The 17074-nt window shown below is 55.8% G+C and carries 12 protein-coding genes; 3 read left to right on the top strand and 9 right to left on the bottom strand.

The genetic code is table 11. The features are described from left to right. Positions 1 to 90: 90 nt before the first annotated feature. From JBO43_RS12445 to phoB, 8 genes are all read right to left on the bottom strand, one after another. Positions 91 to 1959, bottom strand: a complete 1869-nt coding sequence (locus JBO43_RS12445; protein WP_202674432.1) for an amidohydrolase — start codon at positions 1957 to 1959, stop codon at positions 91 to 93. Positions 1960 to 1979: 20 nt separating this feature from the next. Next, positions 1980 to 2525: an antibiotic biosynthesis monooxygenase gene (locus JBO43_RS12440; protein ID WP_103947630.1), complete on the bottom strand. Its 546-nt coding sequence runs from the start codon at positions 2523 to 2525 to the stop codon at positions 1980 to 1982. 53 nt (positions 2526 to 2578) lie between these two features. Beyond that, positions 2579 to 3220: a hydrolase gene (locus tag JBO43_RS12435; RefSeq protein WP_095280967.1), complete on the bottom strand. Its 642-nt coding sequence runs from the start codon at positions 3218 to 3220 to the stop codon at positions 2579 to 2581. Positions 3221 to 3420: 200 nt separating this feature from the next. Then, positions 3421 to 5238, bottom strand: coding sequence for a maltodextrin glucosidase (gene malZ, locus JBO43_RS12430; protein WP_103950102.1), 1818 nt, complete (start codon positions 5236 to 5238; stop codon positions 3421 to 3423). 163 nt (positions 5239 to 5401) lie between these two features. Further along, positions 5402 to 6775 (bottom strand): proline-specific permease ProY, encoded by a 1374-nt coding sequence (gene proY, locus JBO43_RS12425; RefSeq protein WP_202674431.1) that lies wholly within the window; start codon positions 6773 to 6775, stop codon positions 5402 to 5404. A 78-nt stretch (positions 6776 to 6853) separates the two neighbouring features. Next, positions 6854 to 8173, bottom strand: coding sequence for a branched-chain amino acid transporter carrier protein BrnQ (brnQ, locus tag JBO43_RS12420; RefSeq protein WP_095280964.1), 1320 nt, complete (start codon positions 8171 to 8173; stop codon positions 6854 to 6856). Positions 8174 to 8582: 409 nt separating this feature from the next. Continuing rightward, entirely contained in the window at positions 8583 to 9878 is a 1296-nt protein-coding gene (gene phoR, locus JBO43_RS12415) for a phosphate regulon sensor histidine kinase PhoR (protein WP_103947633.1), read from the bottom strand. A gap of 21 nt (positions 9879 to 9899) precedes the next feature. Further along, positions 9900 to 10589 carry a phosphate response regulator transcription factor PhoB gene (gene phoB / locus JBO43_RS12410; protein WP_095280962.1) on the bottom strand — a complete coding sequence of 230 codons (690 nt, stop codon included), beginning with the start codon at positions 10587 to 10589 and terminating at the stop codon, positions 9900 to 9902. Positions 10590 to 10847: 258 nt separating this feature from the next. Here phoB and sbcD point away from each other — a divergent pair, with 258 nt between their 5' ends. The 3 genes from sbcD to JBO43_RS12395 all read left to right on the top strand — a co-directional run bounded on the left by sbcD (position 10848) and on the right by JBO43_RS12395 (position 15803). Then, positions 10848 to 12053 (top strand): exonuclease subunit SbcD, encoded by a 1206-nt coding sequence (sbcD, locus tag JBO43_RS12405; protein WP_202674430.1) that lies wholly within the window; start codon positions 10848 to 10850, stop codon positions 12051 to 12053. Beyond that, on the top strand, positions 12050 to 15181 hold the full coding sequence (sbcC, locus tag JBO43_RS12400; protein ID WP_202674429.1) for an exonuclease subunit SbcC: 3132 nt from the start codon (positions 12050 to 12052) through the stop codon (positions 15179 to 15181). Before sbcD ends, sbcC begins: the two co-directional genes overlap by 4 nt. A 256-nt stretch (positions 15182 to 15437) precedes the next feature. After that, positions 15438 to 15803: a hypothetical protein gene (locus tag JBO43_RS12395; RefSeq protein WP_202674428.1), complete on the top strand. Its 366-nt coding sequence runs from the start codon at positions 15438 to 15440 to the stop codon at positions 15801 to 15803. A 272-nt stretch (positions 15804 to 16075) separates the two neighbouring features. Here JBO43_RS12395 and mak read toward each other — a convergent pair whose 3' ends face one another. After that, positions 16076 to 16981, bottom strand: coding sequence for a fructokinase (gene mak, locus JBO43_RS12390; protein WP_095280957.1), 906 nt, complete (start codon positions 16979 to 16981; stop codon positions 16076 to 16078). Positions 16982 to 17074 lie beyond the last annotated feature (93 nt).

Genomic DNA, 17074 nt, shown 5'->3' with positions numbered 1-17074 from the left:
TGGGGTGAGGGCACCAGGCCGCACCAATCCCGCCCTTGCGCCAGGTGGCGGCTTCGCCTTACCCGGCCTACAAAACCGCGAATTGTCACGTTAAAACGCGAAACACGAACATCCCAGTACGCCCCAGAACGCCTGGTCGTCCGACACCGGAATGCCAGACTGGCGAGCAATGCCGTGCTGATGCCCATGCACACCGCAGCTACCGATGCACTGATGCATCTGCACTACAGCACCGACATTTGAGGCAACCGGCGGCGCAGAGCGATAATGCCCCGGCACCTTCACCACCGGTGACCACTCGGGCAGAACAGGGATCGGCGGCGGCGACAGCGGGCTAAACTGCCCGGCGGCGTACACCACTTTCCCGCCCACCACCGTCAACACCGACTCAATGCCTTTGATCTCCTCTTCCGCCACGCTGAAGTAATCTTTCGACAACACCACCAGATCCGCGAGCTGCCCTTCGACGATGCGTCCTTTCTTGCCCTGCTCGCTGGAGAACCACGCGCTGCCCGCCGTCCACAGTTCCAGTGCGATATCACGTGGCAGGCGGTTGCTGTCGTCATACATCGACAATCCGCCAACAGTGCGACCGGAAACCAGCCAGTACAGCGCGGTCCACGGATTGTAGCTCGCCACGCGGGTGGCATCGGTGCCTAAACCTACCGGCACATCCAGCTCCAGCATTTTCGCCACCGGCGGCGTGTGTTTCACCGCCTCTTTACCGTAACGATCGACAAAATACTCACCCTGGAACGCCATGCGATGCTGCACCGCAATGCCGCCACCCAGCGCTTTGACGCGCTCAATATTGCGCTCAGTGATGGTTTCAGCGTGATCGAAGAACCAGTGCAGGCCGTTAAACGGAATATCGCGGTTCACTTTCTCGAACACGTCCAGCATCCGGCTGATGGACTCGTCGTACGTCGCATGCAGACGGAACGGCCAGCGCTGCTCCACCAGATGACGCACCACGCGTTCCAGCTCGTCTTCCATCCCTTCCGGCAGATCCGGGCGCGGCTGGAGGAAGTCTTCAAAATCCGCCGCCGAGAAGACCAGCATTTCACCCGCCCCGTTGGCGCGATAGAAGTCAGTCCCCTGCCCCGGTTTGAGCATATCGGTCCAGCGCTCGAAATCTTCCAGCTCCTGCTTCGGCCGCTGGGTGAAGAGGTTGTAGGCGATGCGGATCGTCATCTGCTCTTTGGCATGCAGCTCTTCGATGATTTCGTAATCTTCCGGGTAATTCTGGAAACCGCCGCCCGCATCAATCGCGCTGGTTAGCCCTAAGCGGTTAAGCTCGCGCATAAACTGGCGCGTCGAGTTCACCTGCTGTTCCAGCGGCAGCTTCGGCCCTTTCGCCAGCGTCGAATAGAGGATCATCGCGTTCGGTTTGGCGATCAGCATCCCGGTCGGGTTGCCGTTGTTGTCCCGCACGATCTCGCCGCCCGGTGGGTTCGGCGTCTCTTTGGTGTAGCCGACGGCTTTCAGCGCCGCGCGGTTGAGCAGCGCGCGATCGTAGAGATGCAGTACAAACACCGGCGTGTCCGGCGCGGCTTCATTTAGCTCCTGAATCGTGGGCATCCGCCGTTCGGCAAACTGAAATTCACTCCAGCCGCCGACCACGCGCACCCACTGGGGCGTCGGGGTCCGGTCGGCCTGCTCTTTAAGCATCCTCAGGGCATCGGCCAGGGACGGTACGCCTTCCCAGCGTAGTTCGAGGTTGTAATTCAGCCCACCACGAATCAGGTGCAGGTGCGAATCGTTGAGTCCAGGAATCACCGTACTCCCTTTCAGATCGACAATTTGCGTGCCTTCGGTGGCATAACTCATCACCCGATCGTGATTGCCGGTGGCGAGGATCTTGCCGTTGGCGATTGCCACCGCCTCGGTGAGCGGGTTTTCACGATCCAGGGTGTAGATCTGACCTTTGGTTAAGATCAGTGTGGCAGTTTGAGACATAACGTACTCCTTTGAGCCGGTCAGGCTTTTTTCAGCCACCCGGCGAACAGGCGGGTCACGATGGGCATCCACAGCCAGACCACCAGCGCGACCACACAAGCATCGTTAATCAAATGCAGGAAAAGAGACCCTTTCAGGCCTGGAAGTAACGCCCCGGTGAGTTGCGGCACCACCAGCGTGCTGGGGAAAATAACCATCAGCGTGACCAGAAACTGTTTCCACTGCTTGGGTTTACGCACGTGCGTTTCCGGCGGCGTAAACCAGAACGCGGCCTCGGTGCGCACTTCCGTTTTATCCCCTTCGGCCAGCAGCGGTTCAATTTCCTTCACCAGTACCGAACGCGTGTCGGACTGCGTCCAGGCGTATAAATGCTCGATGGTGTCGAAGCGAATGATGACCGTCCACAGATTCTGTCCTTCTGTCGGGCGAATGACATTCGCGCCAAGATGTCCGGGGAATTCCGCGGCAACGGGCATGATTTTGCCGAGCCACTGTTCGTATCGCGCCGCCTGTCCTGCCAGCAAGGTATGGGTGATCACCAGCGTCACATGTGAATTTTGCGCCATGAGGATGTCCAGGTCTGATGAAAATGGCGGGTCAAATCGACCCGCCGGGAGGGTTAGGCTTTACGCTCAGGCGCGCCGTGAACCAGGGTATAGGCATAATCGACGCCCATCCCGTAAGCGCCGCTGTGCTCACGCACCAGATCCATCACCGCGTCGTAAGTCTCTTTGCGAGACCAGTCGCGCTGGTACTCCAGCAGCACCTGCTGCCAGGTCACCGGAACCGCACCAGCCTGCACCATGCGGTCGATGGAGCGTTCGTGGGCATCCACAGAAGTGCCGCCGGAGGTGTCGGTCACCACGTAGACTTCGAACCCTTCGTCCAGCGCCATCAGCGCCGGGAAGGTCAGGCACACTTCGGTCCACAGGGCCGAGATGATGAGTTTTTTGCGGCCCGTTGCTTTAACCGCCGCAACAAACGCATCATCTTCCCAGGAGTTCATCGAGGTGCGTTCAATCGGCTTCACATCCGGGTGAACCGCCAGTAATTCCGGCCAGATATAACCGCTAAAACTTTTTGTTTCGACCGAGGTATAGATAACCGGCACATCAAATATTTTGCCCGCTTTCGCCAACGCAACCGTATTATTCTTAAGGAGTTGGCGGTCAATATTCGCCACGCCAAAAGACATTTGCGGCTGGTGGTCGATAAAAATAAGCGTCGAGTTTGATGGGTCAATCAGTTCGCGGATAGACATAAATGTACCTTTTAATCAAGATGTTAAAAGAAAACTAAATGTGTGCTATATGAGGTCGGGCCCTGACTGATAAAGCAAATTGAGTATAGCGAGTATTGATTGACGGGATATTAAAGATATTTGTCCGCTCTGTTTAATTAAACAGAACAACATGCGGGAATATTCTGCAACGAGCGGCAAATGCCCGTTGCAGAAAAGCGTTAATTACCGAACCAGATGGAGGCGGAAATCGCAGGCAGCGACAGCACGCCTTCCTGTATATCGCCTTTACCCTCTTTCAACTGCCAGGTCTGGAGATTGAGCAGTGGGGAATCATCGAGCACCACTTCACAGGCTTCGCCACGGTTGATCGCCACCAGCACGCGCTGCTGGTTATAGACGCGGGCAAACACCACCACATGATTGTGCGCATAGACCACCTGACAACCACCGTAGCGCAGCGCCTGATTATGCTTACGCAATTTCGCCAGACGTTGATACAGCGCCAGCAGGTTTTTGTCCTGCTTCTCGCTCTCCCACGGGAAAGTCTTGCGGCAGAACGGATCGTTGTTGCCGTCCAGCCCCACTTCGTCGCCGTAATAAATGCACGGCACGCCCGGCCAGGTAAAGAGCCAGGTGACGGCCAGCGGCAAGCGCGCCACGTCTTTGCCCAACAGGGATTTAAAGCGCGCGGTATCGTGGCTGTCGAGCTGGTTAAACATCCGCAGCTGCTGCTGATGCGACAGGCTGGCGCGATAGTTGTCCATCCACGCCATGCAGGTTTCCGCATCGATGTGCTGCGGATCGTAAGAGATATCAGTATTCGCGAGGAAACCCCACACTGGGAAGGTAAACCCACGATAGTTCATCGAGGCATCTTCTGCATCGGCCTGAAGCCATTGACGCGCATCGCCAAAATGCTCGCCGAACACAAAGGCGTCGGGCTTTGCAGCTTTTGCTGCCTGAGTGATGCCGGTCACGTGCTGAAGATTGTTTCGCGCGCCACCCGCTTCACCGAGCATATGCACCACGTCTAGCCGCCAGCCGTCCATGTTCCACGGCGCTTTCAGCCAGTGGCGAACGATGCTGTCTTCCCCGCCGTAAATCTCCTCCACCAGCGTCGGAGACTGAAAATCGAGTTTCGGCAGGCTGGGATAACCGAGCCAGTCGAGCGCCCGGCCCTCTTCGTTAAAACTGTACCAGTCGCGCTGGGCGGATTCAGGATTGTGACAGGCCCCACCGGTGGCGCGGTTATGCCGGTCAAACCAGGCGTGAGAATCCCCGCTGTGGTTAAACACGCCGTCGAGGATCAGGCGCATCCCCTCGCGGCGGGTGTTTTCCCGCAGACGCAGCAAGGCCTCATCGCCGCCAAACTGCCCGTCGACATGGCGATAATCTTCGGTATCGTATTTGTGTACGCTCGGGGCCTTAAACACCGGATTCAGGTACAGCGCCGTCACACCCAGCTTTTTCAGGTACGGCAGTTTTTCGCTGATCCCATCGAGATCGCCGCCGTAAAACGTCGAGCCGCCCGCCTGCGCCGTCAGCGGTTCGTCCCAGGTTTTACGGATAATGTCGTGGCCTGCCGCATGGTGGTAATAAACCTGATCCTGCTGCGTCGTGCGCTGCTGGCTTCGGGCAAAGCGATCGGGGAAGATCTGATAGAAGACCTGATCGTTGACCCACTGCGGGCCGTGGTCCGGGTAATCGACGGCGAACTGCTCGAGCCGCGCAGGAGGAAAACGGCTAAAGCCCTGCGGGGTAAACCACAGCTGGCGGTTATTCCACAGCAGCTTAAAGCTGTAACGTCGACGTGCCTGCCCCTGAGACAGATCGATAGTCGCCCGCCAGGCGGTGACGCCTGGCTGCGGCTGACTGCGCAGTTTGTGCATCGTCAGCGCCGTCTCTTCGTTATCCACTTCGGCGCGCAGCATGACGCGCTCCGGCTGATTTTCTCCTGTCAGCCAGAGCGTAATCACTAAATTGTCTTTGTTTTGCTTAACAAATGGGGCAACCGGAAGGTGCCAGGCGTTCAACATCACGAATCCCCTTTGATGAAATTGAGGCCACCTTGCCACAGCGTAGTGGAGGATAACTCATCATGAAAAGGTTTATTGGGGGATGAGGTGGAGGGAGGAGGGATCGGTGCAGCCCGATGCCCTCACCTTGACCCTCTCCCACAGGGAGAGGGAAAAGAAGGGATTACTGCGCTTCAGCCAGCTGACGCTCGCGGCGGCGCTTAAACGCCCAGCCGATCAGCAACAGGACGATCCACGCAAAGCCCACGTACAGGGAGATGCGCGTGTCTGGATGATAGCCAATCAGACCGATAATAAAGACCAGGAAGATCAGGCCGACGACCGTGGTCGGGACACCGCCCGGCACTTTAAACTTCAGCGCTTTCACCTCTTCCGGCGGTAGACGACGACGGAACGCAATCTGCGACACCAGAATCATGATCCACACCCAGACGGTCGCAAAAGTCGCCAGTGACGCAATCACCAGGAAGACGTTTTCCGGCATGATGTAGTTCAGATACACCGAGAGCAGCAGCGCGACAGTCATCACCATCACCGTCACCCACGGCGTGCCGCGACGCGAGGTTTTGGCGAACACTTTCGGCGCGTTGCCCTGCTCTACCATGCCGTGCAGCATACGGCCCACGCCGAACACATCGCTGTTAATGGCGGAGAACGAGGCGGTCAACACCACAAAGTTGAGGATACTGGCAGCAAAGGCAATGCCCAGATGCTGGAAAGTCAGCACGAACGGGCTGCCGCTGGTCCCCACCTGGTTCCACGGATAGATGGACATAATCACAAACAGGGTGCCCACATAGAACACCAGAATACGCATCGGTACGGAGTTGATGGCGCGCGGAATGGATTTCTCCGGGTCTTTCGCTTCACCCGCTGTGATGCCGATGATTTCGATTCCGCCGTAGGCAAACATCACCATCTGCAGCGACATTACCATCCCGAGCCAGCCATTACTGAAGAACCCACCGTTGCTCCACAGGTTATGGATCCCGGTCGGTTGCCCGCCGTTGCCAATCCCCCAGATGATGATGCCAAAACCGGCCACAATCATGATGATGATGGTTGCGACTTTGAAGAAGGAGAACCAGAACTCCAGTTCACCGAACACCTTGACGCTCATCAGGTTGACGGCGCAGATGATCAGCACCACGCTCAGCACCCATATCCAGTGCGGCACCAGCGGGAACCAGACGCCCATGTAGATGCCAAACGCCGTCACGTCGGCTATCGCCACGATCAGGATTTCAAAGCAGTAGGTCCAGCCAGTGATGTAGCCCGCCAGCGGGCCAAGGTTTTCCTGAGCATAGCGCGAGAAAGAGCTGGCTGACGGATTGTGTACCGACATTTCGCCCAGCGCGCGCATGATGATATAGGCCGCGACGCCGCCGATGATGTAAGCCAGCAGGACGCTGGGTCCGGCCATTTTAATGGCATCTGCCGAGCCATAAAAAAGGCCTGTCCCGATTGCCGAGCCAAGCGCCATAAAGCGAATGTGGCGGGTGCTTAGCCCACGTTTCAGTTTGTTCGTGCTTTCCATTTAAATCTTGCCATTCAACTCGAAAAAAACAAAAAACCACGGGGCCATAAGCCCCGTGGTTAAACAATTTGTCGTTGATTAATGCGCGCTGGAAGTGACCTGACGCCCTGCTGCACGGTCCCAGATAATCGCCAGAACCATCGCAACAACGGTTGGCATTAACCAGGCCAGGCCTTGCTCTGACAGCGGCAGACGCTGTGTCCAGTCAGGCAGGATCCCACTGAAGGCGGATGCTTTAATCCCGTCAAGGATACCAAAAAGCAGGCTGATAAACATCGTTGGGGCAATAATTCGCGAGGAATTATTCCACCACGGACGGGTAAAGCTCAGCACCACCAGCACAATACACGGCGGATAAATCGCGGTCAGCACCGGGATAGAGACCTGAATCAGGTGGCTCAGACCGAGGTTAGAGACCGCCATCGAGAAGCCGCCGAGGATGAACACCAGCGTGCGGTAGGACAGCGGAACATACTGAGCGAAGAACTCAGCACAGGCGCAGGTCAGGCCAACCGCGGTCACCAGACAGGCCAGGAAAATCAGCACTGCCAGCAGGAAGCTACCCGCACCGCCAAAGGTGTGCTGAACGTAAGCATGCAAAATCGCCGCACCGTTCGCATTTTGGTCGACCAGCGTCGCGCTATCAGAACCCAGGCGGAACAGCGCCAGATACAGCAGCGTCAGTCCGACACCGGCCATCAGGCCAGCCCAGATGGTGTAGCGGGTCAGCAGGCGCGCTTCGGTCACACCGCGAGAACGCGCGGCGTTAACGATGACGATACCAAAGACCATCGCGCCCATAGTGTCCATAGTCAGATAGCCATTCACGAAACCGTTGGAGAATGCCGCCGTTTTGTAGGCGTCCAGCGATTCGCTGATAGGACCCGCCGGCCACATGATGGCCGCCACGGCCAGCACGATCAGCGCCAGAATTTTCATCGGTGCCAGGAAGTTGCCCACGGTATCCAGCAGTTTGCCCGGATAGAGGGAGACCAGAATCACCAGCGCGAAATAAACCAGGCTATAAATCAGCAGCGGCAGCGCGCCGTCGCCGGTTAGCGGAGCAATCCCGACTTCAAAAGAGACGGTTGCAGTACGCGGGGTCGCAAACAGCGGGCCGACCGCCAGATAGCAGACCGTCGCCAGCAGAATACCCGCCACTTTACCGATCGGGGTGCTGAGACTATCGACGCCGCCACCGACTTTCGCCAGCGCCACGACGGTCAGAACCGGTAGACCGACCGCAGTAATCAGGAAGCCAATAGCTGCCGTCCAGACGTGTTCACCCGCCTGCAAGCCAACCATAGGAGGAAAAATGATGTTACCTGCGCCGACGAACAGCGCAAAAGTCATAAAGCCCAGCGCGATGATGTCACGCGATTTTAAATGATGGGTCATAGAACCTTACTGCCTGTGGATGTGGTGTTGAAAACGTTGAGATTTTCGCCATCCCAAATGGGATGATACAGCGGAAAATTGACTCAATTTCAGCGGGATATGCTCCCGTCATGCCGTGGCGAAGAATAGTTTTTCGATTTACCACGCAAATACAGTCGGTATGACAGTATATGGGGCGCAATTTAAACGCTTATAACGTTTAAAGGCAAGGAGGGATCTGAAAACCAGAACAATATGCCAGCATGAAAATGCAGACCAGAACAATCCGCTAAGGTTAAGAAAAACTCATGGCTAATCATGCGAACAAAAAAGCAACAACCGTATAATATTCATTCGCGTTTCGCTTGACTGCAAAGCAAACAGGCCAGCAAACGCTGGCCTGTGGAAAGGAAGGCTGACACACGCGCAATCAGGCACTTTTTTTGGCAATCAAACGTTCCGGGATAACAAAACTAAACCGCGTGCCTTTGCCCGGCGTGCTCTGAATATCGAGGCGGCTGTCGTGATGATTCACCGCATGTTTCACAATCGCCAGCCCAAGACCGCTGCCCCCCGTTTGCCGCGAGCGTGCTTTATCCACGCGATAAAACCGCTCGGTCAAACGCGGAATATGCTCCGGACCAATCCCCGGCCCATCATCTTCCACGCTGAACTCCGCGCCGGTCGGGACATGCTGCCAGCGCACCACAATATGTGTGCCCTCCGGCGTATGGTTCACCGCGTTATACACCAGGTTTGATATCGCACTGCGCAGCTGGTCTTCGCTTCCCAGCACCTTCAGACTGTTATCCAGTTCAAAGGTAAACTGATGTTTTTTATGGCTCAGCGTCTGCGCTTCACGTTCCACCACTCGCAGCATCATCGGCACGTCGATCGTTTCATTCAACGCCAGCGTCGGCGCAGCTTCAATTTTCGATAGCGTCAGCAGCTGTTTCACCAGCCCTTCCATGCGATGGGTCTGTTCGCGCATGGTGTGCAGCGCTTTCTCGCGCGGCGCACCCTCGAGCGTCTGCTCCTGCATCATCTCGAGATAGCCTTGCAGCACCGTCAGCGGCGTGCGCAGCTCATGGCTGACGTTGGCGAAGAAGTTCCGCCTCGCGCCTTCAAGCTGGTGCATCTGGGTCACATCGCGCGCCACCATCAACCACTGCTGATCGCTATAGGGCATCACGCGGATCTCAAGATGTCGGCCATTGTTCAGCACCAGATTGTGCGGGCGCGTAAAGTCGCGTTTTTTCAGGTAATGGGTGAATTCAGGGTAACGCAGGAGGTTCAGGATGTTTTGGCCGTTATCGTCCGGCCAGCGCAGTCCGAGCAGCTGTTGCGCCAGGCCGTTACACCAAAAAATGGTCCCTTCTTCGGTGGTCAGAATGACGGCATCTGGCAGCGACTCCGCCCCGCTGCGAAAGCGTTTGATCAGGCTTCCCAGCTCGCGACGGCGCTTTTTATTACGCATTTGCATCTGGTGCAGGCCGTACAACAGCGGTTCCCAGCTGCCGCTTCCCGGCGGTGGCGTCATGCTGCGATCGACCCACAGCCACCAGGAAAGACGCAGTAAATTCCAAAAATGCCAGACCAATAGCCCGGTTACTGCCGCCAGTAAAAACCACGGCAGATGACCAAAAATCGCCCCCAAAATGGCGGCGGGGATACAGCATAAGATCAGTTCAAAAACGAGCCTTTTCCATGACAGACGTTCCAGCACGCGTCACACTCCTGTCATTGTTCAGAAACGGGTCGAAAAACGATAACCCGTACCGCGGACCGTCTGCACCATACGATCGTGGCCGCTGTGTTCCAGCGCTTTACGCAAGCGGCGAATATGCACATCTACCGTTCTGTCTTCGACATAGACGTTAGTCCCCCAGACGTTATTCAGCAACTGTTCGCGACTGTAAACGCGTTCCGGATGAGTCATGAAGAAGTGCAAAAGTTTGAATTCTGTCGGGCCCATGTCCAGCGGGTTTTCGCCAGTCATGACACGATGTGAGGTTGGGTCGAGGCTCAAGCCCTGCATTTCGATCACCTCTTCCACCGCCATCGGTGAAATACGGCGCATCACGGCTTTAATACGTGCCACCAGCTCTTTCGGTGAGAACGGCTTGGTGATGTAATCATCCGCGCCAGTTTCCAGACCGCGCACGCGATCCTCTTCTTCACCACGCGCCGTCAGCATGACCACCGGGATATCGCGGGTCATCGCTTCGCGTTTAATGTGCTTGATAAATTGCAGGCCAGAACCGCCGGGCAACATCCAGTCAAGCAGAATCAAATCGGGCCAGGGTTCGTTCAGTTGATTCACCGCGCTGTCATAATCTTCCGCCTCAACCGGCTGGAAGCCATTTTGTTCGAGCACGAAGCACACCATTTCGCGAATCGGAGCTTCATCTTCTACGACCAGAATACGTCTCGCCATACTTTGCCCTGTCTTATTAATGTATTAGTTTGGAATGCGGCGCCATTATGCGTCAGATTTGTGACAGATTTATGAAAAACATTTCCACTATGAATGGCAAACCGTTGTTTTATTACAGCGGTTATTTTCCAGCCACAGGAACCTTAGATACACAAAATCATTCAAGTTGCATCAAGGTGAGCAGATGTAGCCAACGCAGAGGCAGCCTGAAGGATGAAGTGTATAATCCCGTTCACTCTTTTTTGCCACGGAACTGTTATGCGCATACTTCACACCTCGGACTGGCATCTGGGTCAAAATTTTTACAGTAAAAGTCGTGCCGCCGAACATGAGGCTTTCCTGAACTGGCTGCTGGAGACAGCGCAGTCGCAGGAGGTGGACGCCATCATCGTCGCCGGAGACATTTTTGACACCGGGCAGCCGCCGAGCTATGCGCGAGAACTCTACAACCGCTTCGTGGTGAATTTGCAGCAGACGGGCTGCCATCTGGTGATCGTCGCGGGCAACCACGATTCCGTCGCCACGCTCAACGAATCCCGCGACATTCTCGCGTTTCTGAATACCACTGTAGTGGCTAACGCAGGACATGCCCCACAAATCCTGAAAAAACGCGATGGCACCCCGGGCGCCGTGCTTTGCCCTATTCCTTTTTTGCGCCCGCGCGATATTGTCCAGAGCCAGGCCGGGCTATCCGGCGGCGAAAAGCAGCAGCATCTGTTACAGGCGATCACCGATTATTATCAGCAACAATACGTGGATGCCTGCGCGCTGCGCGGCGACGCGGCGCTGCCCGTCATCGCTACCGGGCATCTGACCACCGTCGGCGCCAGCAAAAGTGACGCGGTGCGCGAGATTTACATCGGTACGCTGGACGCCTTCCCGGCGCAAAATTTCCCCCCTGCCGATTACATCGCTCTTGGACACATTCACCGCGCACAGGTCATTGGTGGCTGCGAACACATCCGCTACTGCGGCTCGCCGATCTCCCTCAGCTTTGATGAAACCGGAAAAGGAAAAAGCGTCCATCTGGTGAGCTTTAGCTACGGTAAACTGAGCGCCGTCGAGACTCTGGTCGTTCCAGTCACGCAACCGCTGGCGATGCTTAAGGGCGATTTGAACGCCATCGCCGCGCAGCTTGAGCAGTGGCGCGGCGTAGAGCAGTCCCCGCCCGTGTGGCTGGATATCGAAATCAGCACCGATGAATATCTGCATGACATGCAGCGCAAAATCCAGACACTGACCGAAGACCTGCCCGTAGAAGTGTTGCTGGTGCGCCGCAGCCGCGAACAGCGCGAGAAAATTCTGTTAAGCGCCCAGCGCGAAACACTCAGCGAGTTAAAAGTCGAGGAGGTGTTCGAACGTCGCCTGGCGCAGGAAGATATTGATGATGCGCAGCGCAAACGCCTCAATGAACTGTTCACCCACACCCTGCACGCGCTGCATGACGAGGAAAATAACGCATGAAAATTCTCAGCCTGCGTCTGAAAAACCTCAACTCCCTGAAGGGTGAATGGAAAATCGACTTCATCGCCGAGCCGTTTGCCAGCAACGGGCTGTTCGCCATTACCGGTGCGACCGGTGCGGGAAAAACCACCCTGCTCGATGCCATCTGCCTGGCGCTTTATCACGAGACGCCACGCCTGAATACGGTCTCGCAGTCGCAAAACGATCTGATGACCCGCGACACGGCGGAGTGTCTCGCCGAAGTGGAGTTCGAAGTGAAAGGCGTGGCCTATCGCGCATTCTGGAGCCAGAATCGCGCCCGCAACCAGCCGGACGGGAACTTACAGGCACCGCGTGTGGAACTGGCCCAGTGCGAAGACGGCAAAATTCTCGCCGATAAGGTAAAAGATAAACTCGATCTCACGGCCTCGCTGACCGGGCTGGACTATGGGCGGTTTACCCGTTCGATGCTGCTGTCGCAAGGGCAGTTCGCGGCGTTTCTCAACGCGAAACCCAAAGAGCGTGCAGAGCTTTTAGAAGAGCTGACTGGCACGGAGATCTACGGCCAAATCTCCGCAATGGTGTTTGAAAAGCACAAAACAGCGCGAACCGAGCTGGAAATGCGTGAAGCGCAGGCGGCAGGCGTCGTACTTCTAAGCGAAGAGCAGCAACAGCAGCTGCAACAGGGTTTGCAGGTACTTACTGACGAAGAGAAAACCCTGCTCAGCGAACAGCAATACCGTTCGCAGGATTTTCAGTGGCTGACGCGCCATGACGAACTGCTCCGCGAGCAGCAGCGTGCAACCGCAGCCCTGGAGCAGGCACAAACGGCGCTGAACCAGGCCGCGCCAGAGCTGGCAAAGTTACAGCTGGCACAACCTGCCGCGCTACTCCGCCCCCTCTGGGAACGCCAGCAGGAGCAGACCACGCGTCTGGCGCAGACCAGGCAGCAAATTACAGAAGTAAACACTCGCTTACTCACCCGAATCGCGTTGCGCTCACGCATTCGTCATACCGCACTACACACTCGCGAGCAGCTACAGGCTGAACATCACGCCCTGATGCAATGGCTGGCAGAACACGATCGTTTTCGCCAGTGGGGCCAGGAGATCGCCGGCTGGCGTGCGCACTTTGCTCAGTTGAATCGTGATAAAAACCAGCGCGCTGCGCTCGCTGTTCGTATCGCGGAATTACGTCAAAAGCAGGGAAGCTTGCCGGAGAGCACGCTGACGCTGACGGCGGAAGATGTCGGCGCAGCGATGGAGAAACAATCGCAGACTCGTGCCACACGCCAGCGTCTCACTGCGCTGCAAGCCCGCTATCAGCCGCTACAAAAGCGACTTAAACAGAACAGCGAAAGCGTATTAAAAGCGCAGGCCGATCAGGCCGCACTCAATACCACGCTGGAGCAGCGTCGCCAGCAATACAAAGAAAAAAAGCAGCACTACCAGGACATTGAAACGCTCTGCAAGCAGGAAGAGAAAATCAAAAGTCTGGAAGCGGAGCGCGCGCTGCTGCAGGCCGGGCTGCCTTGTCCACTGTGTGGTTCTGTCACCCATCCGGCGGTCACGGATTATCAGGCGCTGGAGCTGAGCGCCAACCAGCAGCGTCGCGATCGGCTGGCAAAAGAGGTCGCCGATCTGAAAGACGAGGGTCTGCTCATTGTGGGCCAGGTCAATGCCCTGACTCAGCAGATCCAGAGAGAAAATGCAGAGAGCCAGTCGCTGTCTCAGGAAGAGCAAGCGCTCACTAAAGAGTGGCAGGAGGTGTGTGCGGCCCTGAATATCACCCTGAATATTCAGGAAGATATTGCCCCTTGGTTGAGCGAACAGGAACATTATGAGCGCCAGCTGTATCAGTTGAGTCAGCGCCTGGCGCTGCAAAGCCAGCTTAACGAACAAGAAGAGCAGGATCGCCAGTATCAGCAACAGCAGGCGGCAGCCCGAACGGCGCTGGAAAAGGCTCTGCTGGCGCTGTCTCTGACGGTTCCTGAGGAAGGCGCAGAAGCGGCATGGCTGGCCGCACGTGAAACCGAATCCGCCCAGTGGCAGGAAAAACAGACACAAAGTCAGGCTATTCAGGAACGAATAAACGTCCTGACGCCGCTGCTCGACACCCTTCCTGCAACTGACACGGCAGAAATGGAACCGGCTATTCCTGATAACTGGCGCGAAATCCATGACCAGTGTGTTTCTCTTCAAAGCCAGCTCGCCACTTTACAGCAGCAGGAAGGGCTGGAAAGCGAACGGTTGCTGGAGTCGCAAAAGCAGTTTTCCGCCGCACTGACAGCCAGCATCTTCGTCGACAGAGAGGCTTTCCTCGCCGCCCTGCTGGATAACGACACTCTCCAGCATCTGGAAAAACTGAAACAAACGCTGGAAAGTCAGATCCAGCAGGCAACAGCGCTCTCCACAGAGGCCAGCCAAAGAGTGCAAACTCACCAGGTACTACGCCCGGAAGGACTGGAAAGCGATGCGCAGACGCTACAGGCACAGCTGCAAAATCTGGCCCAACAGCTACGCGAAAACACCACCCGACAGGGCGAAATCCGCCAGCAGCTCAAGCAGGACAGCGATAACCGTCTTCATCAGCAAGGATTGATGCAGCAGATTGAAGAAGCCGCGCGTCTGGCGGATGACTGGGGATATCTGAATTCGCTCATCGGCTCCAGTACCGGCGATCGTTTCCGTAAATTTGCCCAGGGGCTGACGCTCGACAATCTGGTGTGGCTGGCAAATCAGCAGCTCAACCGCCTGCACGGACGCTATCTGTTGCAACGCAAGGCCAGCGATGCGCTGGAGCTGGAAGTGGTCGATACCTGGCAGGCCGATGCGGTGCGTGATACACGCACACTCTCCGGTGGTGAAAGCTTCCTGGTGAGTCTGGCGCTGGCGCTGGCGCTGTCTGACCTGGTAAGCCATAAAACGCGTATCGATTCGCTATTCCTCGATGAAGGGTTTGGCACGCTCGACAGCGAAACGCTTGATACGGCGCTGGACGCGCTGGATGCCCTTAACGCGACGGGAAAAACCATTGGCGTCATCAGCCACGTCGAAGCAATGAAAGAGCGCATTCCGGTACAAATTAAAGTGAAGAAAATTAACGGGCTGGGGTATAGCAAGCTAGACCGGGAGTTTGCGGTGGAGTGAGGTTAAAGATTGGGGCTGCATCCCAGCCCCAGATTTATGTCTGATTATTACAAATCGCAAAAAATGTGACGACGATCAAAAAGCCGTTTTTAATATTATTTAACCTATGGCGACTTAATTCGCTCCTGTAAGACATTCCTTGCTCGCATATTACCCACCGTTCCTTCGTGGTTGATTTCTTGTTTCTTATTGTCTGGCTTTCACAGGCCTATGGATATTATTCCACTTATTGGGAGCAACCATTATTGAGGATCGTATGCGCTATTTACTTCCTGTTCTATTACCGATTGCTCTGGCTGGATGTGCAACGGTATCCACCACTAAAACTATTCAGGTGACGCCACAACCTGGTGCTGACCATATCGTCGTGGATACAAATGCGACCGCACGCTGCAAAGATATTTTCTTTATCATTACATGCAAAGTGAATCTTGAGATGACGCCGGTTGGCGGAATGGAAAATACGCCTGCAACGGCATCACTGGTCACGCCTGCCCCGACACCCGTTGTTAGCGCAACTGTGACGAGCCGACTGGAAGAACTGGATAAGTTAAAATCTCAAAAACTTATTAACGCCAAAGAATATCAGATAAAACGTACCGAGATTTTGAGAGGCTTATAATGAAAAAAATATGTTATCTTTCTTTAGCAATTGCGGCCTTATTATTACAAGGCTGTGTCAATATTGGCACCTCAAAGTCCGTATCTATTCCAGTTAATCCGTCGCAAAAAAGTGTAATGGTGACCAGTACGGCGACGGTTCACTGCAAAGACTATCTCATCGTGTTTAAATGCAATATAGATGTTAACACGCAGTCAATGTAAACATATTACTGTCCGGAGCGATTGCTTTGCCAAATAAAAAGCCTGAAGTTTTCCTTCAGGCTTGTCATATTAATTAGGCCATAACCACGCCGCACCGCGCACACCACTTGAATCACCGTGTACCGCTTTGCGGATCGGGGTTTCGCATTCCCCGCCAAAGACCCACTGTTTCACCAGATTAGGGACCGTGGTGTATATCCGGTCGACGTTGCTCATGCCACCGCCCAGCACGATCACATCCGGGTCAAGAATATTGACGACGTGCGCCAGCGATTTCGCCAGACGCATTTCGTAGCGGCTCAACGCCAGTTCGGCAACGGCGTCGTGTTCTTCAACCAGGCGCATAATCTCGTTGCCTTTCAGCGGCTGACCGCTCAGGCGACGATAATCGGTAGCAAAACCGGTGCCGGAAATAAATGTCTCGATACAGCCCTGTTTGCCGCAGTAGCACGGCACTTCGGCACGGTATTTGAGTTCATCCTCGTCCATCCACGGTAAGGGGTTATGCCCCCACTCGCCCGCCGTGCCGTTGCCGCCGATGTGCGCGCGACCATTGAACGCCACGCCCGCGCCGCAGCCGGTGCCAATAATCACGGCAAAGACGGTCTGGGCCCCGGCCGCCGCGCCGTCAATGGCCTCCGACACTGCCAGACAGTTAGCGTCATTCGCCAGCCGCACTTCGCGGTTCAGGCGTGCACTCAAATCTTTATCAAACGGCTGCCCGTTAAGCCAGGTGGAGTTCGCGTTTTTCACCACGCCCGTGTAAGGCGAGATAGAGCCAGGGATCCCCATTCCCACCGTGCCGGTCTGTCCGGTGGCGGTTTCCGCCATCCCGACCAGAGTCGCGATCGTTTCAATGGTTTGCTGGTAGTCGTCACGCGGCGTTGGCAGTCGATGGCGAAATAATTGCTCGCCGCTATCGCTCAGCGCAATGACTTCTGTTTTAGTGCCGCCCAAATCAATCCCAATACGCACAGAACTCTCCTCATTATTTTGATTATCAACAGAGTAGAAGCCGGCTACCCGATTAGCAATGCAAGCACTGCGACAATTCGTTATCATGCCCGC

The sequence above is a fragment of the Lelliottia jeotgali genome, assembly GCF_016771845.1.
GTDB lineage: Bacteria > Pseudomonadota > Gammaproteobacteria > Enterobacterales > Enterobacteriaceae > Enterobacter > Enterobacter jeotgali.
This window is presented reverse-complemented; position numbering and strand designations above follow the sequence as displayed.